Origin of the sequence: Xanthomonas arboricola, from assembly GCF_002940665.1 — a bacterium.
Classification (GTDB): domain Bacteria; phylum Pseudomonadota; class Gammaproteobacteria; order Xanthomonadales; family Xanthomonadaceae; genus Xanthomonas; species Xanthomonas arboricola_B.
In genome coordinates this window covers 393,747-415,745 of the sequence record NZ_MIGY01000002.1, presented here as the reverse complement: position 1 = coordinate 415,745, position 21,999 = coordinate 393,747, and the positions used below count along the sequence as shown (strand labels likewise).

The 21,999-nt window shown below is 65.8% G+C and carries 17 protein-coding genes; 4 read left to right on the top strand and 13 right to left on the bottom strand.

Annotation, left to right across the window (positions count from 1 at the left end):
• Positions 1 to 112: 112 nt before the first annotated feature.
• From XarjCFBP7645_RS08670 to XarjCFBP7645_RS08625, 10 genes are all read right to left on the bottom strand, one after another.
• Positions 113 to 1,027 (bottom strand): endonuclease/exonuclease/phosphatase family protein, encoded by a 915-nt coding sequence (locus tag XarjCFBP7645_RS08670; RefSeq protein ID WP_104537167.1) that lies wholly within the window; start codon positions 1,025 to 1,027, stop codon positions 113 to 115.
• Between the two features lie 59 nt (positions 1,028 to 1,086).
• Positions 1,087 to 4,224, bottom strand: coding sequence for a discoidin domain-containing protein (locus XarjCFBP7645_RS08665; RefSeq protein WP_181126262.1), 3,138 nt, complete (start codon positions 4,222 to 4,224; stop codon positions 1,087 to 1,089).
• Positions 4,225 to 4,250: 26 nt separating this feature from the next.
• Positions 4,251 to 5,087: a carbohydrate ABC transporter permease gene (locus tag XarjCFBP7645_RS08660; protein ID WP_046342961.1), complete on the bottom strand. Its 837-nt coding sequence runs from the start codon at positions 5,085 to 5,087 to the stop codon at positions 4,251 to 4,253.
• On the bottom strand, positions 5,084 to 5,968 hold the full coding sequence (locus XarjCFBP7645_RS08655; protein WP_104537165.1) for a carbohydrate ABC transporter permease: 885 nt from the start codon (positions 5,966 to 5,968) through the stop codon (positions 5,084 to 5,086). Before XarjCFBP7645_RS08655 ends, XarjCFBP7645_RS08660 begins: the two co-directional genes overlap by 4 nt.
• Entirely contained in the window at positions 5,965 to 7,323 is a 1,359-nt protein-coding gene (locus tag XarjCFBP7645_RS08650) for a sugar ABC transporter substrate-binding protein (RefSeq protein WP_104537164.1), read from the bottom strand. Before XarjCFBP7645_RS08650 ends, XarjCFBP7645_RS08655 begins: the two co-directional genes overlap by 4 nt.
• A 3-nt stretch (positions 7,324 to 7,326) precedes the next feature.
• The gene (locus XarjCFBP7645_RS08645) at positions 7,327 to 8,946 is read right to left on the bottom strand and encodes a glucoamylase family protein (protein ID WP_104537163.1); all 1,620 of its coding nucleotides are present in this window, start codon (positions 8,944 to 8,946) and stop codon (positions 7,327 to 7,329) included.
• 101 nt (positions 8,947 to 9,047) lie between these two features.
• Positions 9,048 to 12,026, bottom strand: coding sequence for a TonB-dependent receptor (locus tag XarjCFBP7645_RS08640; RefSeq protein WP_104537162.1), 2,979 nt, complete (start codon positions 12,024 to 12,026; stop codon positions 9,048 to 9,050).
• A gap of 121 nt (positions 12,027 to 12,147) precedes the next feature.
• Positions 12,148 to 13,170 (bottom strand): LacI family DNA-binding transcriptional regulator, encoded by a 1,023-nt coding sequence (locus XarjCFBP7645_RS08635; protein ID WP_104537161.1) that lies wholly within the window; start codon positions 13,168 to 13,170, stop codon positions 12,148 to 12,150.
• Positions 13,171 to 13,501: 331 nt separating this feature from the next.
• On the bottom strand, positions 13,502 to 13,771 hold the full coding sequence (locus XarjCFBP7645_RS08630; protein WP_104537160.1) for a BolA family protein: 270 nt from the start codon (positions 13,769 to 13,771) through the stop codon (positions 13,502 to 13,504).
• Positions 13,768 to 14,067, bottom strand: coding sequence for a YciI family protein (locus XarjCFBP7645_RS08625; protein WP_104537159.1), 300 nt, complete (start codon positions 14,065 to 14,067; stop codon positions 13,768 to 13,770). The genes XarjCFBP7645_RS08630 and XarjCFBP7645_RS08625 overlap by 4 nt, the downstream gene beginning before the upstream one ends.
• 350 nt (positions 14,068 to 14,417) lie before the next feature.
• Between XarjCFBP7645_RS08625 and XarjCFBP7645_RS08620 the strand changes: the two genes are divergently transcribed.
• The 3 genes from XarjCFBP7645_RS08620 to XarjCFBP7645_RS08610 are packed head-to-tail and all read left to right on the top strand — an operon-like array spanning position 14,418 to position 18,151.
• Entirely contained in the window at positions 14,418 to 15,323 is a 906-nt protein-coding gene (locus XarjCFBP7645_RS08620) for a segregation and condensation protein A (RefSeq protein WP_104533522.1), read from the top strand.
• A complete protein-coding gene (gene scpB, locus XarjCFBP7645_RS08615; protein ID WP_104537158.1) occupies positions 15,262 to 16,524 on the top strand; it encodes an SMC-Scp complex subunit ScpB in 1,263 nt (420 codons plus the stop codon). Before XarjCFBP7645_RS08620 ends, scpB begins: the two co-directional genes overlap by 62 nt.
• Positions 16,517 to 18,151 carry a pseudouridine synthase gene (locus XarjCFBP7645_RS08610; protein WP_104537157.1) on the top strand — a complete coding sequence of 545 codons (1,635 nt, stop codon included), beginning with the start codon at positions 16,517 to 16,519 and terminating at the stop codon, positions 18,149 to 18,151. The genes scpB and XarjCFBP7645_RS08610 overlap by 8 nt, the downstream gene beginning before the upstream one ends.
• 221 nt (positions 18,152 to 18,372) lie before the next feature.
• Here the strand turns inward: XarjCFBP7645_RS08610 and XarjCFBP7645_RS08605 are convergent, their stop codons facing one another.
• Complete coding sequence (locus tag XarjCFBP7645_RS08605; RefSeq protein WP_010372925.1) at positions 18,373 to 18,810, bottom strand: hypothetical protein; 438 nt, start codon at positions 18,808 to 18,810, stop codon at positions 18,373 to 18,375.
• A gap of 165 nt (positions 18,811 to 18,975) precedes the next feature.
• On the opposite strand from XarjCFBP7645_RS08605, the gene XarjCFBP7645_RS08600 reads away from it, so the two are divergent.
• Positions 18,976 to 19,746, top strand: coding sequence for a glutaminyl-peptide cyclotransferase (locus XarjCFBP7645_RS08600; RefSeq protein ID WP_104537156.1), 771 nt, complete (start codon positions 18,976 to 18,978; stop codon positions 19,744 to 19,746).
• 94 nt (positions 19,747 to 19,840) lie between these two features.
• Here XarjCFBP7645_RS08600 and XarjCFBP7645_RS08595 read toward each other — a convergent pair whose 3' ends face one another.
• Both XarjCFBP7645_RS08595 and XarjCFBP7645_RS08590 read right to left on the bottom strand, forming a co-directional pair.
• Positions 19,841 to 20,641: an amidohydrolase gene (locus XarjCFBP7645_RS08595; RefSeq protein ID WP_104537155.1), complete on the bottom strand. Its 801-nt coding sequence runs from the start codon at positions 20,639 to 20,641 to the stop codon at positions 19,841 to 19,843.
• A 207-nt stretch (positions 20,642 to 20,848) separates the two neighbouring features.
• On the bottom strand, positions 20,849 to 21,997 hold the full coding sequence (locus XarjCFBP7645_RS08590; RefSeq protein ID WP_104537154.1) for a pyridoxal phosphate-dependent aminotransferase: 1,149 nt from the start codon (positions 21,995 to 21,997) through the stop codon (positions 20,849 to 20,851).
• Between the last annotated feature and the right edge of the window lie 2 nt (positions 21,998 to 21,999).

Below are 21,999 nucleotides of genomic sequence, written 5' to 3'. Positions count from 1 at the left end.
CGCTGCAATCTGGTGCTTCTCGTGGGAGCGCACCCGGGCGCGATGGGGCGTTACCGGTAACGCCCCATCGCGCCCGGGTGCGCTCCTACGGCATTCGATCGCTTGCGCGCGGCTACGGCGCGGACTGCGCCTGTGGCGCGAGCTGCAGGCACACCCAGACGCCGTAGTGGTCCGAGGCCCAGCGACCTTCGGCATACGGCGTGTCGAACAGGATGCGCGCTTCGCGGGCCAGCAGGCGGTTCTGCTGAAAGAACACGTGGTCGATCCGCGCCGGCGTGTCGAAGACATGCAGGTTCAAGGTGCTGACGCTGGCGTCGCCGTTGCGGTGCACGCTGCCGTAGCTGTCGCCGTAGCCCTTGCGTAGCGCTTCCAGATCCAGGGCATCGGCGGCGGTGTTGAAGTCGCCGGCAATCACGACCGGTGCCTGATTGCTGTTGGAGGAAATGAAGTCCAGCAAGTCGGCGACCTGACGCGTACGTGTGGCCGTGCCGCGTGCATCGGCACGCTCGTTGAGGTGGGTGACGTAGACATTGATCGGTTGGCCATCGATATCGACCTGCAGATGCGCGGCAACGCGGTAATCGTCCAGCGGCTGCAGCAGGCGCTGATGCCGAGCCAGCACCCTGCGCCGGCTCAGCAACGCGTTGCCGTAGCGCTTGGGCGCGCCGACCGGATCGACCGATGCGAAGGTGTAGTCGTAACCCAGCTTGCGCGCCAGCCAGGCGGCCTGGTTCTCCACGCTGTCGCGGCGTTCGATCACTTCCTGCAGCGCGATCACGTCCGGCGCCAGCTGCTTGAGCTGTTTGGCGATATAGGCGCGACGCGCCGGCCAGTCTTCGCGGTCGTGATGCAGGTTGAGCGTGACCAGGGTCATCTCGCGCTGCGCCGGGCCCGGCGGCTGCACTGGCTGGGATGCGCGTTCTGCACGATCGGTCTGGTTGACCTGTGCGGGTTGTGCGACCTGCAGGGCGTGGCTGGCCTGCGTGGCGTGTACAGCGCCGGCGCACAGCAGCAGCGCCACCCACACGACCGGCCATCGGTCACCACGCCGCGCCAGCGCTGCCCTGCTCGGTCGAGCTGCGCCATTCATTGCGTAGCGCGCTCGGCCCGCCGCACCGCGCTGGGCACATCGATCTGCACAGTGGCCGGCAGCTGTTGAATCCGCAGTTCGCCGTTGTGCCATTGCGCCGATTCGCCGTTGATGCTGGCCTTGCCCGGGGTGCCCTGGTACGGCCACGGCAACACCACCCCGCCCGGCGGCAGGATCAGGCCGGGCTGCAGTTGCAGCACCAGCTGCTTGTCGGTGCGCTGCAGGGTGTAATTCAGACGCCCGTACGGCGTGCGCAGTTCGGCGATGCCGATGCCTTTGCCCTCGAACCAGCGCGTCGGGGTGCCGGCAGCGATGACCAGGCTGGCGTCGGATTCGCGTCCGTAGGCAAACATGTCCAGCACCGAGCGCACGAAATCCGAGGCGACCCAGGCATGCGGCAGGTCGCCGACGAAGAACGGCGCACGCGGCGTGCGCGAGACCACTTCGGCCCATTGGTTCCACGGTTGCGGCGCGCGGTCCTTGAAGAAGAACGCGGTGGCGTCCCAGGCGCGGTCACGCCAGCCCAGGCGCACGAATGCGGCCACGTTGCGCCATTCGTAGGGTGTGTAGTCCTTCCATGCGCGCTTGCCGTCGCGGCGCTCGGAAAACTCCTTCCAGTAGCGTTCGAAGGTATTGGTCAGCAAGTCCTGCGGCAGGCGTTGCTGCTCGCCACCCGGGGCCAGCGCGATGGTGGTGGAGGTCGCATCGAAGTCGCCGAGCTCGGCCGAGCCGGGCAGGAAATCGAGACTGTGCTGGCGCACCGCCGCCCCCAGCGAGGCGACCAGGTCGCCACTGAATTCGTCGCGTGCGGCGCTGAAGCGGGCGACCTCGTCGGGCTTGTCGAGCGCGCCGGCCAGCATCGCCGCATCCTTGTAGCCGCGCAGCGCCCAGAAGTTGTCCCAATACGAATGTACCGGCTTGGCCGAATAACCTTCGTGGCTGATCGACACCGGCATCATTCCGTAGAAGGCCGGGTTGCGCATGAAGTTGTCTTCGGTGCGCTCGCTGGCGCGCAGCTTTTCCATGTAGTCGTAGGCGCCGGTCACGTGCGGCCACATCTTTTCCAGGAACGCCTTGTCGCCGGTGTAGCGGTAGTACTCGGCGATGTTGAAGATCAGCTCGCCATGGCTGTCGTTCTCGGGCACCGGGTCGCTGCCGCGGTCGTCCACGCAGCACGGCACCATGCCGTCGGCGAACTGATACGGGGCGAACCAGTCGACGTACTCGCGCACCACGTCTTCGCGGCCGAGCCGCAGCAGGCCTTCGGAAATCATCGCGCCGTCGCGGATCCAGCTGCGCGAATACGAGCGCGTGCCGGGCTGCAACCGCGGGCCGATGCGCGAGATCAGCATGTGCGCCAGCGCCGTGCGCAAGGTGTCGACCACCGGCTTGCCTTCGGCCGGCACGCTGATGCGCACGCGATCAAGCTTGCTGCGCCACTGCTGGGCCACCTGCTGCTGCGCATTGTCGGCATCGAAGTCGGCCGGCAGTTGCGCGGTGCCGGTCTGCGGAACCACCAGCGCCACCTCGCGCCGTTGGCCAGGCTCCAGCTTCCAGCGATACAGCAGCACGCCCGAGGCCAGGCCGGTATCGTCCTTGACCTGGGTGATCGCCGGCGGGGTGGCGGCAGTGAGATGGCTGACGTCCATGCCGCTGTCGAAAGCGCTGGCAAAACCGGCATCCGGACGCTGTGCGGCGAATACGCGCGGCCTGCCGTTGACGCTGACCTGCGCACCGTCCACCGCCAGTTGTTCGATCCGGCTGACGCCGCCCAGGGTATTGAGGAACTGCGCCGGCGGATTGACCTGGAACGGCCGCACTGCCAACGCCAGGGTGAACTCGCGCGCCTCCTTGCCGGTGTTGTGCAGCTGATAGCGTGCGACCAGTTGCGCCTGCTCCGGGGTGCCCTGCACGAACGCGGTCACGCGCAGGTTCATCAGGTCGTGATGCCAGTCGACGCTGGGAATCGGCAGGTAATCGTCCTGCAGGCTCTGCTCGCTGCTGACGTCGGACCAGTGCAGCAGCTTGCCGCCGCTGACCACGAACGGCTCGATGCTGAAGCCGCCCTTGCCCACTTCCACCGCGCCGTCCTCGCCGATCAGGCCCTGCTCGGTGCCGCCATCCAGACCCAGGATGGTCCAGTACGGCTGCTCGCCGGAGAAACTGCGCGGATAGCTGCCGCGCGGCATCTGTGCGGCCAGCGACTTGATGAAATCGTTCGGGGTCGCCGCAAACGCCAGCGGCTGCAGCTGCACTTCCTTGATGCCGTAGCGCCAGTTGGGGCCGTCCTTGAGATCGAAACGCAGGTAACGCGCCTCGGTGTCCGGCAGTGCCAGCCAATCGGTGCCGCCGGCACCGGCCGTGACGGTGCGCAGGTCGCGCCAGCCGCGCCCGTCGCTGGACGCGCGCACCACGTATTGCGAGGCCTGCAGGCCGGGCACCCACTGCACCACTGCGCCGCCGAATTCGCGCACCTTGCCCAGATCCAGCGTGACGGTCTGTTGCTTGACCGCGCCGCTGAGCCAGAAGGTCTCCGGCTTGCCGTCGGCCAGGCGTTGTTCCAGTGCGGGCGCGGTATCGGTGATGGCCTCGGCCTTCAACGGCGAGGTGTCTTCCGGCGGCAGCGGCGTGAGCGTCAGGCGGTCGAAGCACACCGTGCCCTTGCCGCCGACCTTGTTGTAGATGGTGAATTCGACATCCGCGCTGCTGCGCAGCTGCTTGTCCTGACCCGGGCCCCAGGCCTTTTCGATGTTGCGCCTGCGATAGCCGACGGTGGTCCAGTTCTTCGGGAAGTTGAAGCCGGGCCGGTTGATCCACCACACGTTGTCGCCGCTGGCGTCGATCAGCTTGACCTGCAGGTCGTTGGACGGCGACTCGCCGCGCAGCGCAAAGCCGATACGGTAATTGTCCGGATAGTCGATCGGCAGGCTGCGGCGGATGCCGACATAGCCGGATACGCTGTTGAAGTTGTAGTCCAGGCACAGGGCATGCCCGCCGGAACTGGTGGCCACCGGCCGCAGCGAACCGCTGACCTGGTTGGAGACCACCAGGCGCCAGGCGCTGATGTCGTTGAAGCCGTCGAGCACGCGTTCCTGCGCCTGCGCCGTGACCGCAGACGTGGCAACAGCGGTCATGGCAAGCAATCGCAGGAACATTGGCTTCACCCCTTCACACTCCCCAGCAGAAGACCTTGGATGTAGTAGCGCTGCAGCGCGACGAACAATAGCAGCACCGGAATCACCGTCACCACTGCGCCGGCCATCATCAGCTCCACGTCCATGATGTGCTCGCGCGACAGCGCCGCCAGCGCCACCGGCAAGGTGTACTGCTCCTGGTCGGTCAGCACGATCAGCGGCCACATGAAGTCGTTCCACGAGCCCATGAAGGTGAAGATGGTCAAGGTGACCAGCACCGGCTTGAGCATCGGCAGCACGATCTGGAAGAAGATCCGCATCTCGCTGGCACCGTCGATGCGCGCGGCCTCGATCAGTTCGTCGGGAATGCTGCGCGCGTACTGGCGCACCAGGAAGATGCCGAACACCGTCGCCAGCGCCGGCACCACCACCCCGCCGATGTTGTTGACCAGATGCAGCTGCTTCATCAACAGGAACAGCGGCAGCATCGCCACCTGCGCCGGAATCACCAATGCCGCCATCAGGATCTTGAAGATGCGCTCGCGGCCAACGAACTGCAGCTTGGCGAACGCATAGCCGGCCATGGTGTTGATCAGCAGCGAGCCGAGCGTGATCAGCCCGGACACCATCAGGCTGTTGGCGAAGTTGCGCGCCATGCCGGTACGCGCGAACAGCTCGTGGTAGTTGGCGGTGGTGAACGCCGAGGGCAGCATCGGCGGCGGGAAGCGGCTGGCCTCGCCGGTGGGCATGAACGACACCGACAGCATCCACAGCAGCGGTGCCAGGCTGACCAACGCCAGCACCAGCAGGCCGCCGTTGATCAGCACGCCATTCCAGCGCGATTGGCCGACATCACGACTCATATCAAATCTCTCTTGCGGCCGAAGCGCAGCATCACGGTGGTCACCGCCAGGATGATCAAAAACAGCAGGAACGCCACCGCCGACGCGCGGCCCAGGTTCCACCACTTGAAGCCTTCCTCGAACATGAAGTACAGCACGCTCACGGTGCTTTGCAGTGGGTCGCCGCGGGTCATCACATAGGGCTCGGCGAACAGCTGGAAGTAGCCGGAGATGGTGATCACCCCGACCACCATCAGCACCGGGCCGAGCATCGGCAGGGTGATATGCAGGAACTGCTTCCAGCGCGAGGCACCATCGATGCGCGCGGCCTCATACAGGTCCTGCGGAATGGCCTGCAGCCCGGCCAGGAAGATCACCATGTTGTAGCCGAAGTTCTTCCATACCGCGAACAGCATGATGGTCGGCATCGCCCAGCGCGGGTCGCCCAGCCAGTCGATCGGGGCGATGCCCAGATGGCTCAGGCCGAAGTTCACCAGGCCGTACCTGATGTGGAACAGATAGCGCCAGATCACCGCCACCGCCACCAGCGTGGTCACCACCGGGGCGAACAAGGCGGTACGGAACAGCGCCTTGAAGCGCGAGGCCTTGGCATTGAGCAGCAATGCGGCGCCCAGCGACACCCCGATCGACATCGGCACGCCCAGCAGCACGAAGTACGTGGTGTTCCACAACGACTTCCAGAACAGCGGCGTCTGCAGCAGGTCGATGTAGTTGCCCAGCCCCACGAAGCGCAAATGGCCGCTGTCGGCCAGCGCGTACAGATCGAAATCGGTGACGCTGAGCACCAGCGCGGCGAACACCGGCACGCCGAAGAACATGCCCAGCACCAGGATCGACGGCGCGGCGAACACCCAGCCGGCGACGGAATTACGCCTCATCATCGTGCTGCTCCCTTGTCCGATGCCGGCACTGGCGCGGCGGCAGATGTCGCCGCAGGCGTTGCAGATGGATTGGCCGGACCGATATGCCCGCCCTCCTGTTCGAAGATCCAGCGGCGCTTGGCCAGAATCTCGTCCACGCGTTTATCCAGCTCCTGCACGGCGGCCTCGTGCGATTGACCGCCACGCACCACGCGCTCGGTCACCAGGCGCATTTCCTGCACGATGCGCTCCCACTCCAATACCTTGGGCGTGGCCTTGACCCGCTCCAGCTGGTCGCCGAAGGCATGCGCCAGTTCGTCGTTGGCCAGCGAGGGCAACTTCCAGGTGCTGCGACGCGGCGGCAGGTCGCCGATGATGGCGTGGAAGCGCGCCTGCACCTGCGGCTGCGACAGGTATTCGATCAGCTTCCAGCTGGCGTCCTTGTGCTGCGACGACTTGAAGATCACCAGGCTGGAACCGCCGGCAATCCCCGCGCCCAGGCCGTTGGGTCCCGGCAGCGCCGCGGTGCCCCACTTGCCTTCCATGCCCGGCGGCTGGCGTAGCTTGAACTCGCGCACGTTCCACGGGCCGGACAGATAGAACGCGTAATAGCCGTTGAAGAATTCGTACCAGACGTTGGAGACCTGGGTCTCGGAAACCTTCGGCGCCCAGCCTTTCTGATACATGGTGTCGTAGAAGCCCAGCGCCTTGCGGAAGCCCTCGCCGCGGAAGTTGCCGTAGTTGTCGTGGTCGCGCAGCAGGCGGTCGTCCTGCTGCAGCGCGAACGACAGCTGCTGCTCGAACTCGTTGAGCGGCATCAGGATGGCGTAGCGGTCCGGGCCGACCTTGCGCTTGATCGCCGCCATCACCTGTTCCATCTCGGCCCAGGTCTTGGGCATCTCGCTGTAACCGGCCTCGCGCAGCAGGTCCTTGCGATAGAACAGCAGCCGGGTGTCCACATACCACGGCACGCCATACAGGGTGCCGTCGACCAGATTGGTGTCCCACACGCCGGGGAAATAGTCCTGCGGGTCGACGCTCCTGGAACGGGCCACATACGGCTGCATCGGCTCCAGCGTGTCCAGCAGGGCGAACTCGGGCAGCCAGGTGTTGCCGAGCTGGCACACGTCCGGCAAGCCATCGGCGGCAAAGGCGGTCAGCAGTTTTTCGTGCGCCGCCGTCATCGGGATGTTCTGCACATCCACGTGGATGTCCGGGTTCTGCTTCTCGAAGTCGGTCACCAGCTCGGCGACCACCTCGGCCTCCTTGCCCATGGCCCAGAAGCGCACGGTGGTCTTGCCGGGGTCGGAGCGTTCGCAGCCCGCCACACCCAGACACAGTGCGGCGGAGATCATCAACAGTTTCAAAAGGCGCACGGATTACTCGGGTTTTTGGCGTTGCGAGGGGTCTTGCTGGGCCTGGGCGGCGGCGGCGCGCGACTCGGCCATGCCCAGCGCGCGGGCGGCGGCCTTCTGCTCGTCCTTCTGCGGCGCCGGCTGCGGCTCGCCTTCGGGGGTGAGCCAGCCGCCGGTGAAGCCGGCGCGTTCCAGACCGGCCCGGATGTAGGGGTTCTTCTTCATCACGGTCCAGACGAATTCGTTCTGGTAGTTGGCGATCATCGCCAGGATCGGGCCCTGGTCGATGGCGATGTAGTCGCTGGCCACCCAGCCACGGTCCGGCACCATGCGTCCGGTCTTGAGCGGGGTGTCGTAGTTGAAGCTGGGATTAAACGAGTCCAGAAAGCCGTAGCTGGAGTACAGGAAATCACCATAGCGCTTGTGCATTTCCTCGGTGGCCGGGATCACCACTTCCGGGGCGAACACGATCGAGGAAATCGCCGCCGACGGCACGATGGTGCCGTCGTCGAAGTTCTCGCGCAGGCCGGCGCCGCGCGAGGAGTAGTGGCGGAACTGGCGTTGCTCGCCACGGTATTCCTGGCTGGTATTCTGCGGGCCGTCGCCGGCGGTCAGGCCCCAGACGTTTTCGCCGTAGTCCTTCCACTTCATCGGGTTGTCGATGGCGTAGTCGCGCTGGGCCAGGGTGGCGCGGCGGCTGTTGAGGAAATAGTCGATGCCGCGTTCGCGCATGTACTGGTCCTGGATATCGCGGAAATCGATCCAGACATGGCTGTACTGGTGACCGAACAGCGGGCCGAAGGACAGGTATTCCTGGCCCTGGTAGACGCCCCAGTCGTTGTTGTAGGTGCGGGTCCAGCTGGTCCACGCATCCACATCCACACCGTGGGTCGGCGAGCCGAGCGCGAGGATGTACAGCATCATCGCCTCGTTGTAGCCCATCCAGTCGTGGTCGATGAACCCGCTCTCGGGGAACCAGCCCATCGAGATCAGCGGCGCGCGCTGCTGCAGCCAGCGCCAGTCCACACGCTTGTACAGCGCATCGGCGATCTGCCGGATCTCTTTCTCGCGCGGGTCGTCGCCGTCGTAATACGACTGGGTGAACAACACGCCCATCATCAGCAGCGCGGTGTCCACGCTCGACAGCTCGACCCAGCTGTCGTAACGGTTGCCCTGCTGCATGTCCAGAAAGTGGTAGTAGAAGCCCTTGTACCCGGCTCTACCGGTCCGCTGCGGCCCCATTGGCGCATCGCGGAAGAATTTGAGTGTGGTCAGGGTACGGTCGATCGCCTGATTGCGACTGACCCAGCCGTTCTCGATGCCGATCGGGTACGCGGTCAGCGCAAACCCCACCGAGGCGATGCTGGCGAACGGGCGCGACGGAAAGCGGTCCGGCGACAGCCCATTGAGTTCGTTGGTGGTATCCCAGAAAAACTGGAAGGTGCGGCGCTCGATGTCCGAGAACAGCGGCGGCAGCGGCGGTTTGACTGGCTTGGGTGGCAGCTGCGCTTCCACCAGGATGATTTTCACCGGTGCCTTCTTTTCGGCCACTTTGGGTTGCTCGGCCTGTTTGCACGACGCCAGTACCAGCGCACCCAGCAATAGTGGAATGGTCAACCAATACGACGTCCTGCCCCTGTTCATCCGCCCCCCACGTGTGTAATCGATTACATCTCGCACGCCAACCTACCCTATCCAAGCGCCGAGTTCGACCGCCCCGGCATCTGCCGGAGCGGTCGAGCACCTCACCAGTTCAGGCCAAAGGCCAGACGGAAGGTACGCATCGGCGACGCCAGCACACCGGTCGGGGTGCCGTAAGCCGTGTTCAAGTCTCCGAGTGTCCCGGTCTCGCCGTTAAAGTTGGCGTAGTTCACCCAATTGAACACGTTGAGGATATCCGCACGCACGTTGAATTTGACACCGCCACCGGTATCCCACTCTTTATTGGCGGCGATGCTGAACTCCTTGTAGCCCAGCGTACCGTCCGGCTTGAACTGCACGATGTAGCACTGATCGTTGCCGGCCAGGCAGTTCTGCCCGTAACGCGCGGTCTGGCTGGCCAGCGACAGCTTGCCGGACAGCTTGATCTCGTACGGCAGCTCGTAGATGCCGGTGACCACCAGGCGGTTCTTGGCGATGCCACCGGCCTCGCGCCAGCCGTAGTCTTCAACGCGCTCGCGGTCCAGTGCGTAGTGCTCGCCGAACTGGCGGTTCTCCTTGGCGTCGGAATAGGTGTAGGCCACGGTCAGGGCCCAGCCGGATTCCTCGTCAAACGGCTTTTCCACCTGCAGGGCAAGCTGGTTGTTGCGGGTTTCCACGCCGTTGGTGCCCAGCACGATGGCGCTGTAGCCGTCCGGGCCGTCGGTCGGCGAGCCAGAGGTGGTGCCCGGCTGGAAGAACGACCCATCCGGCAGACGATTGCCGCGCACGAATGCGAAGCCGTCGTGGCTTTCGATGCGGCTCAGGGTCACGTCGGTGAACCAGTCCTGGCCCCACAGCGGCACCATATTGCGCATGCCGATGCTGAATTGGTCCGAGTACGGGGTCTTGATGTTGTTGTCGATCAGGTAGACCTCGCGACCGCCGCCGCCACTGCTGGTCGCCGCCAGTGCGTCGAGACCTTCCTGGGTGTTGTAGGCCGGATTCCATGCCACGCACGGGTCGCCCAGGCAGGCCGGATTGTTGGGGCTGGTGAAGTAATAGCTGTAGGACTTGAACGAGTTGTTGAGCTGCTCGAGCGCCAGGTAGTCGAAGATGTTGCGGTCGTACGCGCGGCCGGCACCACCGTAGATCACGTGGGCCTGATCGCCGAACAGGTCATAGGAAGCACCCAGGCGCGGCTGCCAGGCGTTCTTGAATGCCTTGCGGTTGTTGCCGGTGCTGATGAAGTTGTTGATGTCGTAGTTGGCGTTCTGCAGGTTGGTCCAGTTCTGCAGCGCACCGGCAACGTCGGACGGGGTGACGAAGTCCAGGAACGCCGGGGTTTCTTCGTAGTCGTAGCGCACGCCCAGGTTCAGGGTCCAGTGCTCGTTGACCTCCCAGTCGTCCTGCAGATAGATGCCGTACTGCTTGTTTTTGGACACCACCGAACCGCCACCTTCGACCAGCGGCGCACCGAAGCGCACCCGGTACGGCGTTTCGAGATCGCCAAGGATGTTGTAGTAGTACTGCGGATTGGCCGGGTTGAACTGGGTGGAATCCAGATCGATGCTCTTGAACTTCACGCCCATCTTGACGGTGTGCGCGCCGTGCCATTCCAGGCTGTTCAGGGTCAGGTCGTCCTGGAAGGTCCAGCCCTTCTGACCCTTGCGCTGGAAGCTGCTGCCGGCGCCGGCGGACAGCACTTCGTCCTCGATGCCGCGCACCGGCGCATAACTCAGCACATAACCGGTGCCGTTGTTGATCGGCGCCTGGTTCCAGAACGCGCTCTCGTAGCTGAGATTGGCTTCGTTGAGGAAGTTGGCACCGCTGTACTGCCAGCGCAGGTTGGCGCGCTTTTCTTCCTGGCCGTTGATGCTGCCGTGCTCCAGGGTCGAGGTACCGCCGACGTCGTTGAGCTCGTCTTCCTTGCGGTACTTGCCACTCAGCTCGAACAGGCTGTTGTCGCCGATGGTCCAGTCGATCTTGGCGAAGTACAGGTCTTCCTTGAATGGCGTGCTGTAGGTGGCGACCAGCGGCTGCAACTGCGTGGGCAGCTGATCGACGCGGTCCGAATAGATCGAACCGGGGATCACCACGTTCGGCGTGGTGTATTCCTTGGCTTCATAGGCGACGAAGAAATGCGCCTTGTCCTTCAGGATCGGGCCGCTGAAGGTCGCGCCGTATTGGGTTTCCTCGAAGTCGTCGCGCACGCCGGCGCGCTTTTCCAGCGGGCTCTCCTCGCGCCAGCCGTCGTTGCTGGTGTCCCAGAAGAAGCTGCCATGGAAATCGTTGGTACCGGACTTGGACGAAGCCACGATGGCCGCGCCGCTGACCTGGTCGAACTCGGCCTTGTAGTTGGAGGTGATGACCTTGTATTCGCCGATCGCCGACTGCGGGAACGGATTGCCGCGGCTGGAATCCTGGCCACTGACGCCGCCGGTCAGCACGTAGTTCTTCTGGCTCACGCCGTCGATGTAGACGTTGGTGCCTTCGGCCGAGGTGGCGCCCGAGCGGACCTTGGTGGTGCCGTTGGCATCGCGGGTGAACTGCACGTTCGGCACGGTGTCGGCCAGTTCCAGGAAGTTGCGCGTGGCACGCGGCAGGTTCTGGATCTGCACGTTGGAGATATAGGTGGCGTTCTCGGAGGTACGGGTTTCCACCAGCACCGGCGGCGCCTTGACCTGCACCGCGTCCAGCGTGGTGGCGTTACCACCGGCGGCCGTGGCCGGTTCGCCGCCGACGCCCAGATTCAAGGTGGCGGTCTGGCCGACCTGCACGGTGACGTTCTGCGAGGTGGTCTGGCCATTGGCGGTGACGTCCAGGCGGTACGAGCCCGGCGGCAGGCCGCCGAGCGAGTAGCCGCCGTTGCTGACCTGCACGGTGCGGGTCAGGCCGGTGGCAAGGTTGGTCGCGGTGACCTGGGCCTGGCTGGCAGGTGCCGAGTCGACGGTGACCTGGCCGCGGATGGTCGCGGCGGCACTCTGCGCGAAGGCCGGTGCTGCGCCGAGCAGCAGGCAACTGGCCAATGCGCAGCTGAGCAGCTTGCGTGCCGGGCTGGCGGAATGGGGGTAGTGGTGGCGCATTGGTCCCTCCAGGGATCGGTACAGATTGTTGTTGTGGCGTTGCGACTTGCAGGAACGACCGCTGCGGGGGGCAGCGGGAGCGGACAGAACGTCCGCGAAAAGGGTCAGCGGGCTGGAAACCTCAGGGGCGGGGCTCGCCGGCGCCGCAGGAAGCGCGGATCACCAGTTCGGGCTTGAGCAGTTGGCGGATGCCGTCATCACGGCCGGGCTGGTCCACCAGCCGCATCAGCCGGGACATTGCCTGCTCGCCCAGGCGCGCGATGCTGACCCGCATCGTGGTCAGCGCCGGGTGGACGAAACGGGCCAGTGGAATATCGTCGAAGCCGGCCAGTGCGACGTCGCCGGGCACCGAGACATCGGCCTGGGCAAACGCGTACAGGCAGCCCAACGCGGTCATGTCGTTGGCGGCGAACACAGCATCGGGCAGCGGCCCGTCCGCCAGCATCGCCTGCCCGGCGCGGTGGCCGGAGGCCTCATCGAAGTCGCCGGGCAATTCGATGCCCTGCGCCGTGTCCCCGTGTGCGGCGATCGCATCGCGGAAGCCGCGCAGGCGTTCGCGCGCATCGAAATTGAGCGCCGGCCCGCCGATGAACGCGATGCGTCGATGCCCGGCCGACAGCAGGTGCTCGGTCATCGCCATCGCGCCGGCATGGTCGTCGATGCTCAGCACCGGATAGGCATCGCCGGGAACGTGCGCGTTGATCAATACCGTGGGCAGCGCCTGCGGCAGGTTATCGGTAAGGAACCCCGGCTGCTCGGCATACGGCGACAGCACCAGCAGACCATCCACCCGCCCGCGCATGGACTGCAATGCCCTGCCCTGCGCCTCCGGGTCGCCGTGGTAACTGGACACCAGCAGATGCTGGCCGGCGGCACGCGCCGCGCCGTCGATCCCGCGGATCAGTTCGGAAAAGAATTCGCCATACAGATCGGGCAGCACCACCCCTAAGGTCTGGGTGCGTCGGCTGCTGAGGCTGCGGGCTGCCGCATGCGGGCTGTAGCGCAGCCGCGCGGCCACGTCCTGCACCAGCTGGCGCACCGGTCCGGCGACGTTGTCATGCCCATTGAGCGCACGCGACACCGTTGCGACGGAGACCTGCGCTTCCCTGGCGACATCTTTGATGGTGACCGCACCCTTGGCCATTCGTGTCGCCCTCCGCGACCGACTTCCCAAAACTGGCGCGGACTGTAAGCGTTTTCATACAAGGGCGTAAACCCCTGTCTTCACGCTCGTGAAAACGCTTACAGATCAAGTATCTGCAAGTGATGAATGCGTGAAGCAATGTGTTGCGTCGCAACAAATGCCGCCCATGAGTCCACGGACGAAGGCCGACGGCGATCACGGTTGGAGGCGGTTTGGTCCGCTGCGTATCGAACGGTCGCCGCCCGTAGGAGCGCACCCAGGCGCGACAGGCCTTACCGATAGCCCCCGTCGCGCCCGGGTGCGCTCCTACGACGGCGGCTTGATTGCCTGGTTACCCGGCCTCGCCGGGCGCGATCGCCTCGATCGACAGCGCGTGGATATCGGTCTGCATCATCTCGCCGACCGCGGCATAGACCGCGCGGTGCCGCGCCAGCGGCGGCTTGCCGGCGAAGGCGGCGCTGACCACGCGCACATTGAAATGCCCACGCCCGTCGCGCGCGCCGGCATGCCCGGCGTGGCGATGGCTGTCGTCCACCACTTCCAGCTCGGTCGGAACCAGCGCCGCCTGCAGCGCGGCGCGGATCCGCTCGACCCGGCTCATGGCAACACCTGGCGAAACGGGCGGACCTCGGTGCGCACGTACACGCCCGCCTCGACGTACGGGTCGGCATCGGCCCAGGCGCGGGCGGCGTCCAGCGCGTCGAATTCGGCGATGACCACGCTGCCGCTGAAGCCGGCCGGGCCGGGATCGTCGGCATCGATCGCCGGGCACGGGCCGGCCACCAGCAGACGCCCTGCCGCCGCCAGCGCCTGCAAACGGGCCAGATGCGCCGGTCGCGCCTGCTGCCGCGCCGCCAGTGCGTCGGCCCGGTCATACCCTTCGATTACGTACCACATAGGCCACCTCGCCCAAGACGTGAAGAACAGCCCCGGGATTCTAGCCGCCTCAGCGCTGGACACCGCCCCCGCGCACGCATTACCCTTGCCACCACTGCACCCGCAATCGGACGCAGCGGCCCGTCGGCCCAGGCCCCACGCCTCCTCGACGACCGATTCGCTGCCCACCGCCGACCCGCGTAGACGACCTCCTCGCTGTTCCGTCGCCGCATGCCACGCGGCGCACGTTGTATGTGGATTTGTAGGATCGTGCCGGCACGGGCACGACATTGATCGCAATAACTCAAGGCAAAGCCCTGCAGGCGCGGCTCCGACCGCGGCCGGCGACCGTAACACCCGATGTCGACCTGATGAATTCCGAACTCGCGCACGACGCGAATCCGCCAGCCACGAGCGCGCCGCCACAGCAGCAGGAAATGCCGCTGGCGGTGGTGCATGGGCAACCGGTGCTGCAGATCCCGCAGGATCTGTATATCCCGCCGGACGCGCTGGAAGTCATCCTGGATGCCTTCGAAGGTCCGCTGGACCTGCTGCTGTATCTGATCCGCCGCCAGAATCTGGACATCCTGGATATCCCCGTTGCCGAGATCACCCGGCAGTACGTGGATTACATCAACGTGATGCAGGAGCTGCGCTTCGAACTGGCGGCCGAATATCTGGTGATGGCCGCGATCCTGGCCGAAATCAAGTCGCGCATGCTGTTGCCGCGCCCGCCCAGCCAGGAAGGCGAAGAAAACGATCCACGCGCCGAGTTGGTGCGCCGGCTGCAGGAATACGAACGCTTCAAGCAGGCGGCCGAGGATCTGGATACCCTGCCGCGCATGGGCCGCGACAGCGCGCCGGTGCAGGCGCATCTGCCCGAGCGCGCCGCGGTCAAGCTGCCGCCGCCGGTGGAACTGAAAGAAATGCTGATGGCGCTGTACGACGTGCTCAAACGCGCCGAACTGTTCACCGGCCATGCGATCAAGCGCGAGGCGCTGAGTGTGCGCCAGCGCATGGGCGATGTGCTGAGCCGTCTGGACGATGGCAGGTTCTATCGCTTCGAATCACTGTTCACCGCCGAAGAAGGCAAGCTCGGCGTGCTGGTCACCTTCCTGGCGCTGCTCGAACTGGCCAAGGAGCAATTGCTGGACATCGTGCAGGAGGCGCCGCTGGCGCCGATCTACGTGAAGTCGCTGGCGCTGGGCAATACCAATGCGCCGCTGCAATTCTCCAGCGAATTCGACGACAGCGATGCCGCCAACGAACCTATCTGAAGCCGATCATCGAATGGATCAAGCGTTGATCACCCGCATTATCGAAGCTGCCCTGCTGGCAAGCAGCCAGCCGCTGACGCTGGCGCAGCTGCAGGGCGTGTTTCCCGAAGAAGAACCGGCGCCGCCCGGCAGCGTCGAGCGCGCGCTGGAACTGCTGCGCGACGGCTGCGCCGAACGCGGCGTGGAGCTGGTCGAGGTAGCCTCGGGCTTCCGCTTCCAGGTCAAGGCCGACGTGCATGGCTGGGTCGCCCGGCTGTGGACCGAGCGCCGCACCAAGTACACCCGCGCCACGCTGGAAACCCTGGCGCTGATCGCCTACCGCCAGCCGATCACCCGCGGCGAGATCGAGCAGGTGCGCGGCGTGGCGGTCAGCAGCAACATCATCCAGGCGCTGGAAGAACGCGAGTGGATCCGCGTGGTCGGCCACCGCGACGTGCCCGGCAAGCCGGCCCTGTTCGGCACCACCAAGGGCTTTCTGGATTACTTCGGGCTCAAGCGATTGGACGAGCTGCCGCCATTGTCTGAGTTGAAGGACATCGCCGAGCTGGAACCGCAGCTGCCGCTGGACCGCGACGGCCAACTGGATGGCGCGGTGCCGGCGTCGGCGGCGATGGATGCGGACGCGGATGCGGCGAATGCAGGCGGCGCCGATGCAACGACTGACGCGGCGGCGGATGTTGGCGCTGACGTGGATGCCGACCCGAGCGACGCTGCGCCGGAACACCGCGATGCGCAGGACGTGCTGCCGGCATCGGGCAGCACCACCGACGCAAGCGGCGACAGCGATGACGCAACGCACGTCGATGCCGATCCCGATGCCGAGATGGCTGTTGATGTTGATGTTGATGCCGATGTCGATACCGACGATGTCGACAACAGCGACCAGACTGCCGGCACGGACACTGCATTCGACGCTGAAAACGAACACCACGCCGACGCGGTCGATGACCACGCCAGCGCCGATGAATCAAGTAACCAAACACCGCAACACCCCGAGCATGCCTCGGCGCAGGACCTGAACCCGTTGGACCCAGATGACGCCCGTGAGGGCGACCCCGACACCGCGCCGGGAACGCGCGCGGATGCAGTGAACGAAGACGAAGACAACGCCGTCGCGACGACGACCGTGGCTGTTGACGAAGCCGATTCCGACCCAGAGGCCGACCCAGAACGCGTCGGCCGGAGCCAGACACATGAGTGACACCCCCCGCAAGCTGTCGTTGAACAAGCTTTCCCTCAAGCGCGACAGCGCGCCCGAAGCGCCCAAGCTGGAAGAGCGCCTGCACAAGGTGCTGGCCCAGGCCGGCCTGGGGTCGCGCCGCGCGCTCGAACAGCGTATTGCCGATGGCCTGATCAAGGTCAATGGCGCCGTCGCGCAGACCGGCATGTCGGTGCGCAGCGGCGACAAGATCGAGCTGGATGGCCGCAGTTTCGTGGCCAGCGCGCTGACCGAACCGGCGCGCGTGCTGATCTACAACAAGCCCGAAGGCGAAGTGACCACGCGCGAAGACCCCGAAGGCCGCCCGACCGTATTCGAGTCGCTGCCGGCATTGAAAGGCTCGCGCTGGATCGCCATCGGCCGCCTGGACATCAACACCACCGGCCTGCTGCTGCTGACCACCGACGGTGAGCTGGCCAACGCGATGATGCATCCCTCCTACGAGGTCGAGCGCGAATACGTGGTGCGCGTACGCGCACCGGAAGGCGAAGACAAGGTCTCCGACGCCATCATCGAACGTCTGTCGCGCGGCGTGCTGCTGGAGGACGGCGGCGCCAAGTTCGACGAGATCGAACGCATCGGCGGCACCGACTCGCACGACTGGTTCCGCGTGGTGGTCAAGGAAGGCCGCAACCGCGAAGTGCGGCGCCTGTGGGAGTCGCAGGGCTGCCAGGTCAGTCGGCTCAAGCGCAGCCGCTACGGCAAGATCTCGCTGCCGCGCGAGCTGCTGCGCGGGCAGTCGATCGAAGTGGCGCAGGACAAGGTCGACAGCTTGCGCGCCGAGCTCAAGCTGGAAGAAGGCGCGCCGTCGGCGCTGACGCTGCAGCCGGTGATCGGCCAGCGCCGCGCCGCCAAGTCCACCGTGCACGTCTCGCGCGATGGCCGCAGCAATGCCTACGTCAACGGCCAGACCTCCGGCGCCGACGAAGGCCGCGAACTGCGCCGCTTCGACAACCTGCGCGAAGATCGCGGCGGCCGTGGCCGTGGCAAGCCGGGCGGTTTCCGCGGCGGCCTCACTGTCAGCGGCGAAGCGGCGGCCAAGCAGTCGCAGCAGCGCCCCTTCAAGCAACGCGCCCCCGCCAAGGGCGACCGTGGCCTGCCGGACGGCAACCCGGCCGCGTTCCGTAGCTGGTACGTGCCCGATGGCGTGGGCACCGGCCCGAGCGGTCACCGCAATGCCGGCCCCGGCGGTCCCGGCACCGGCCAGGCGCGCCCGTATGCGAAGAAGGGTCCGGGCGGCGCGCGCCCAGGTGGCGGCGCGGGCAATGCACGTCCCGGCGCAGGCGGCCCGGGGCGTGGCGGCGCCGGTGGCGGACAGGGCCCGTCGCAGGGCCAAGGCCAGGGGCAGCGCAAGCACCCGTACGGTCATCCGGGCAATGCACCGAGCTTCCCATCCGATCACGCCAACCCGGGCTTCAGCCCGTATGGCGCGGCACGTCCGGCGGCCGGTCGCCCGACCGGCGCACGTGCAGGCGGCCCCGGTGGCAACCGTGGTCCGGGCGGCAATCGCGGCCCCGGCGGTCCGGGCGGCGCGCCGCGTGGACCGGGTGGTCGTCCGCCGGGCGGCGGCAATCGGCGCCCGCCGGGCGGCGGTAATCGCGGGCGCTGAACTGCAGCACGCGCACTAAAAAAAACGGCCCCGTAGAGGGCCGTTTTTTTATTGGTGTTTCCGTTCGCGCTCGATATCGCAGGTGCTTGTGACAGCCAATTACTTGCGGCAGCAGCGACAGGCAGGTCGTAGAACACCAGCGCGCAGTCGCACTGCCCAGGCGCTGCGCGCGCAGGCGGGCGTCGACCATTGGCGACGCCTGCGCGGCACTGCGCAGCCTCTTACTTGCGACGCTCGATGACGAAGTTGCCCACGGCAACGCCCAGATCGACGCCCTCGCCGGTGCCGGCCAGGGCCAGCGAAATGTCGCCCTTGGTGACCACCTGCGCCGTGCTGGACTTGACCACGCCGGCATGCGCCTCGGCCGCCGCGTAGGTGCCGAACAGATCATTGAGGCTGTAGGCGCCGGAGAAGGTACCGCGGCCACCGACGATCTTGGACTTGCCGACGGTCAGCCCGCCGCCCTTGCTGGAAATCTTGACCGGGATCACCGCGCCGTTGTCGCACTTGATGGTGCCGGTGCCGCTGGCGGTCTTGTAGAACACCGACCAGCCCGACAGGTTGAACGACAGTTGGCAGTCGATATTGCCGGCGGCCTGCGCTTGCGGTGCAAGCGTCGCGGCGCCCAGCAGCGCGAGAAGGGAAAGGGACTTGATCATGCGGGCATTCCGGTTGGTGAACGTGGCGCCGAGCCTAGCAGCGCCGATGTGGCAGCCGCGACAACATGCCGGCACCGCGCAGGCGACCGTTCAGCGAGCCATTATGTCGCCGGCCAGCTGCCTACGCCGCAACAGTCTGCGACGGCGGCATGGGATGATTGCGGTATGCCACGCACCGCTTACAGCCTGCTCTTCGCCGCCCTGTTGCTGCCCGCGCTCGCCCATTGCAGCGAGACGATCCCGACCCAGAGCTATACCGTCGTGCGCACCTATCCGCACGACACCGCCGCCTTCACCGAAGGCCTGTTCTATCTCGACGGGTACCTGTACGAGAGCACCGGTGAACTGGGCCGGTCCGGCGTGCGCCAAGTCGAGCTGGAGACCGGCCGCGTCCTGCAGCAGGCCACGACACCGACGCCGTTTTTCGGCGAGGGCATCGTGGCCTGGCACGACCGCCTGATCCAGCTGACCTGGCGCAATCAGCGCGGATTTGTCTACGACCTGGCGACGCTGACGCCGCACACGCAGTTCAGCTATTCCGGCGAGGGCTGGGCGCTGACCCGCGACGACACCAGCCTGTACATGAGCGATGGCACCGCCCACATTCGACGGCTGGATCCGCAGACGCTGCAGCAGGTCGGCAGCATCAAGGTCACTGCCGGCGGCAAAGCGCTGGACAATCTCAACGAGCTGGAATGGGTCAACGGCGAGCTGTTGGCGAACGTCTGGTTGACCACCCGCATCGCGCGCATCGACCCAGCCAGCGGCAAGGTGGTCGCCTGGATCGACCTGAAGGCGCTGGTGCCGGACGCCGACACGCTGACCGACCCCGGCAACGATGTGCTCAACGGCATCGCCTACGACGCCGAGCACGATCGCCTGTTCGTCACCGGCAAGCGGTGGCCCAAGATCTACGAGATCAAGTTGGGTGAGTAGCCGGGATTGGGGATTCGGGATTGGGGATTCGCAACAGCGGGCAAGCAAAGAGCTGTGGCTTGCCTGCTTTGCACCAATCCCTAATCCCTAATCCCTAATCCCCAATCACGAAGGCATCTGCGTCCAGCATCGCCGGGAAGCGTGCGCGGTGGTCGGCCAGGGCGGCGGCGCTGAGGGTGGTGGTGACCACCTGCGGCTGCTCGCGGATTTCCACCTGCGGCTGGCCGAGGAAATCGATCACGGCGCTGTCGCCGGCGTAGTGCAGCTGATTGCCATCGACGCCGACGCGGTTGACCGCCGCCACAAAACACAGGTTTTCGATCGCGCGTGCGCGCAGCAGCGTCTTCCATGCATAAGCGCGCGCAGACGGCCAGTTGGCGACGAACAGTTGCAGATCGAAATCCAGCTGGCCCGGCCGCTCGACATCGAAACGATTGCGGCAGAACACCGGAAAGCGCAGGTCGTAGCAGACCTGCGGATTGATCCGCCAGCCCTTCCACTCCACCGTCAGGCGATCGCGCCCGGCCGCGTAGCGCAGATGCTCGTTGCCGAAGCGGAACAGATGGCGCTTGTCGTAATACTGCAGCACCCCGTCCGGCGTGGCCCACAGCAGCCGGTTGAACACGCCCTGCCCGGTGCGCAGCTGCACGCTGCCGGTGATCGCCGCCCCCAGCCGTGCGGCCTGCGCACGCACCCAGGCCACGGTCGGCCCGTCCATGTCTTCGGCCTTGTCGATGGCGTCGTTGGAGAACCCGCTGGTAAAGGTCTCCGGCAGGATCACCAGATCGGTCAGCCCGGCCAACGGTTCCAGCAACGCACCGTAGTACTCGCGATTGCCGGCCGGGTCATGCCAGCGGGTGTCGCCTTGGATCAGGGAAACGCGAAGATCGTGCATTGAAGGCTCGGGAATGGGGAATGGGGAATCGGGAATGGGTAGAGCGGGTGTGGTGGTGTCTGTGCGCTATGTGGGGTGACGAAGTCGGAGGGCAGGAAGAACACCAGCGGCGCGCTCACGATTCCCTGTCCCGGGCCGGCAGAAATTGAGAAGGAGTCCAGTAACGCTCTTACGATTCCCCAATCCCGATTCCCCATTCCCAGCACTTCAGAGCTGCTGCAACCGCGCGATCGCCGCATCCAGCGTCGCATCGTTCTTGGCAAAGCACAGCCGCGCCAGTCGTTGCCCTTGCGGCGCGGTCTGGTAGAACGGCGACAGCGGAATCGCGGCCACGCCCTTTTCCACCGTCAGCCACTTCACGAACTCGGTGTCGGGCAGGTCGCTGATCGCCGAATAGTCGACCAGCTGGAAATAGCCGCCGGGCACCGGCAATGGCGTCAGGCGCGTGGTCAGCAACTGCTCGCGAAAACGGTCGCGCTTGGCCTGATAGAACGCGCCGAGTTGTTCGTCGTGTTCGGGTTCGTCGCGGATCATCGCAGCAAACGCATGCTGGGCCGGGCCGAAGCTGGTGAAGGTGTTGTATTGGTGCACCTTGCGGAACTCGGCACTCAGTGCCGGCGGCGCGATGGCGTAGCCGATCTTCCAGCCGGTGCAGTGATAGGTCTTGCCGAAGCTGGAGATCACGAACGCGCGCTCGCGCAGTTCCGGCCAGCGCAACACCGATTCGTGACGACGGCCGTCGAACACGATGTGCTCGTACACCTCGTCCGAGAGCAGGAAGATGTCGCTGCCGCGCAGCAACTCGGTCAAACGCTGCATGTCATCGGCAGACAGCATCGCGCCGGACGGATTGTGCGGCGAGTTGATCATCAGCAGGCGCGTCTTCGGCGTGATCGCCGCGCGCAGCGCCGGCCAATCGATGGCGAAGGTCTGCGGGTCCAGCGCCACGTGCACCGCGCGTGCCCCGGCCAGGTCGATCGCCGGCTCGTAGCAGTCGTAGGCCGGATCCAGCACGATCACCTCCTCGCCTGCGCGCACCACTGCGTGGATGGCGTTGAAGATCGCCTCGGTGGCACCACTGGTGACGGTGATCTCGCTGTCGGCATCGACCTGCGCGCCGTAGCAGCGCTGCGCCTTGCCGGCGATGGCCTGGCGCAACGCCGCAACGCCGGTCATCGGCGGGTACTGGTTGTGGCCGGCGCGCATGGCGCGCTCGAGCTCTTCGACCAGCCGCGACGGCACCGCGAAATCGGGAAAACCCTGGCCCAGATTCACCGCGCCGTGTTCGGCCGCCAGTTGCGACATGACGGTGAAGATGGTGGTGCCCACCTTGGGCAGCTTGGTCGTGAGGGGCATCG

What these genes read in the sequence shown, in the direction of transcription:
- XarjCFBP7645_RS08605 (WP_010372925.1), bottom strand. Translation starts at nt 18,810, where the DNA reads ATGATCAAGTCCCTTTCCCTTCTCGCGCTGCTGGGCGCCGCGACGCTT.
- XarjCFBP7645_RS08655 (WP_104537165.1), bottom strand. Translation starts at nt 5,968, where the DNA reads ATGATGAGGCGTAATTCCGTCGCCGGCTGGGTGTTCGCCGCGCCGTCG.
- XarjCFBP7645_RS08635 (WP_104537161.1), bottom strand. Translation starts at nt 13,170, where the DNA reads ATGGCCAAGGGTGCGGTCACCATCAAAGATGTCGCCAGGGAAGCGCAG.
- XarjCFBP7645_RS08630 (WP_104537160.1), bottom strand. Translation starts at nt 13,771, where the DNA reads ATGAGCCGGGTCGAGCGGATCCGCGCCGCGCTGCAGGCGGCGCTGGTT.
- XarjCFBP7645_RS08620 (WP_104533522.1), top strand. Translation starts at nt 14,418, where the DNA reads ATGAATTCCGAACTCGCGCACGACGCGAATCCGCCAGCCACGAGCGCG.
- XarjCFBP7645_RS08590 (WP_104537154.1), bottom strand. Translation starts at nt 21,997, where the DNA reads ATGCCCCTCACGACCAAGCTGCCCAAGGTGGGCACCACCATCTTCACC.
- XarjCFBP7645_RS08595 (WP_104537155.1), bottom strand. Translation starts at nt 20,641, where the DNA reads ATGCACGATCTTCGCGTTTCCCTGATCCAAGGCGACACCCGCTGGCAT.
- XarjCFBP7645_RS08660 (WP_046342961.1), bottom strand. Translation starts at nt 5,087, where the DNA reads ATGAGTCGTGATGTCGGCCAATCGCGCTGGAATGGCGTGCTGATCAAC.
- XarjCFBP7645_RS08645 (WP_104537163.1), bottom strand. Translation starts at nt 8,946, where the DNA reads ATGAACAGGGGCAGGACGTCGTATTGGTTGACCATTCCACTATTGCTG.
- scpB (WP_104537158.1), top strand. Translation starts at nt 15,262, where the DNA reads ATGCGCCGCTGCAATTCTCCAGCGAATTCGACGACAGCGATGCCGCCA.
- XarjCFBP7645_RS08665 (WP_181126262.1), bottom strand. Translation starts at nt 4,224, where the DNA reads ATGACCGCTGTTGCCACGTCTGCGGTCACGGCGCAGGCGCAGGAACGC.
- XarjCFBP7645_RS08640 (WP_104537162.1), bottom strand. Translation starts at nt 12,026, where the DNA reads ATGCGCCACCACTACCCCCATTCCGCCAGCCCGGCACGCAAGCTGCTC.
- XarjCFBP7645_RS08625 (WP_104537159.1), bottom strand. Translation starts at nt 14,067, where the DNA reads ATGTGGTACGTAATCGAAGGGTATGACCGGGCCGACGCACTGGCGGCG.
- XarjCFBP7645_RS08600 (WP_104537156.1), top strand. Translation starts at nt 18,976, where the DNA reads ATGCCACGCACCGCTTACAGCCTGCTCTTCGCCGCCCTGTTGCTGCCC.
- XarjCFBP7645_RS08610 (WP_104537157.1), top strand. Translation starts at nt 16,517, where the DNA reads ATGAGTGACACCCCCCGCAAGCTGTCGTTGAACAAGCTTTCCCTCAAG.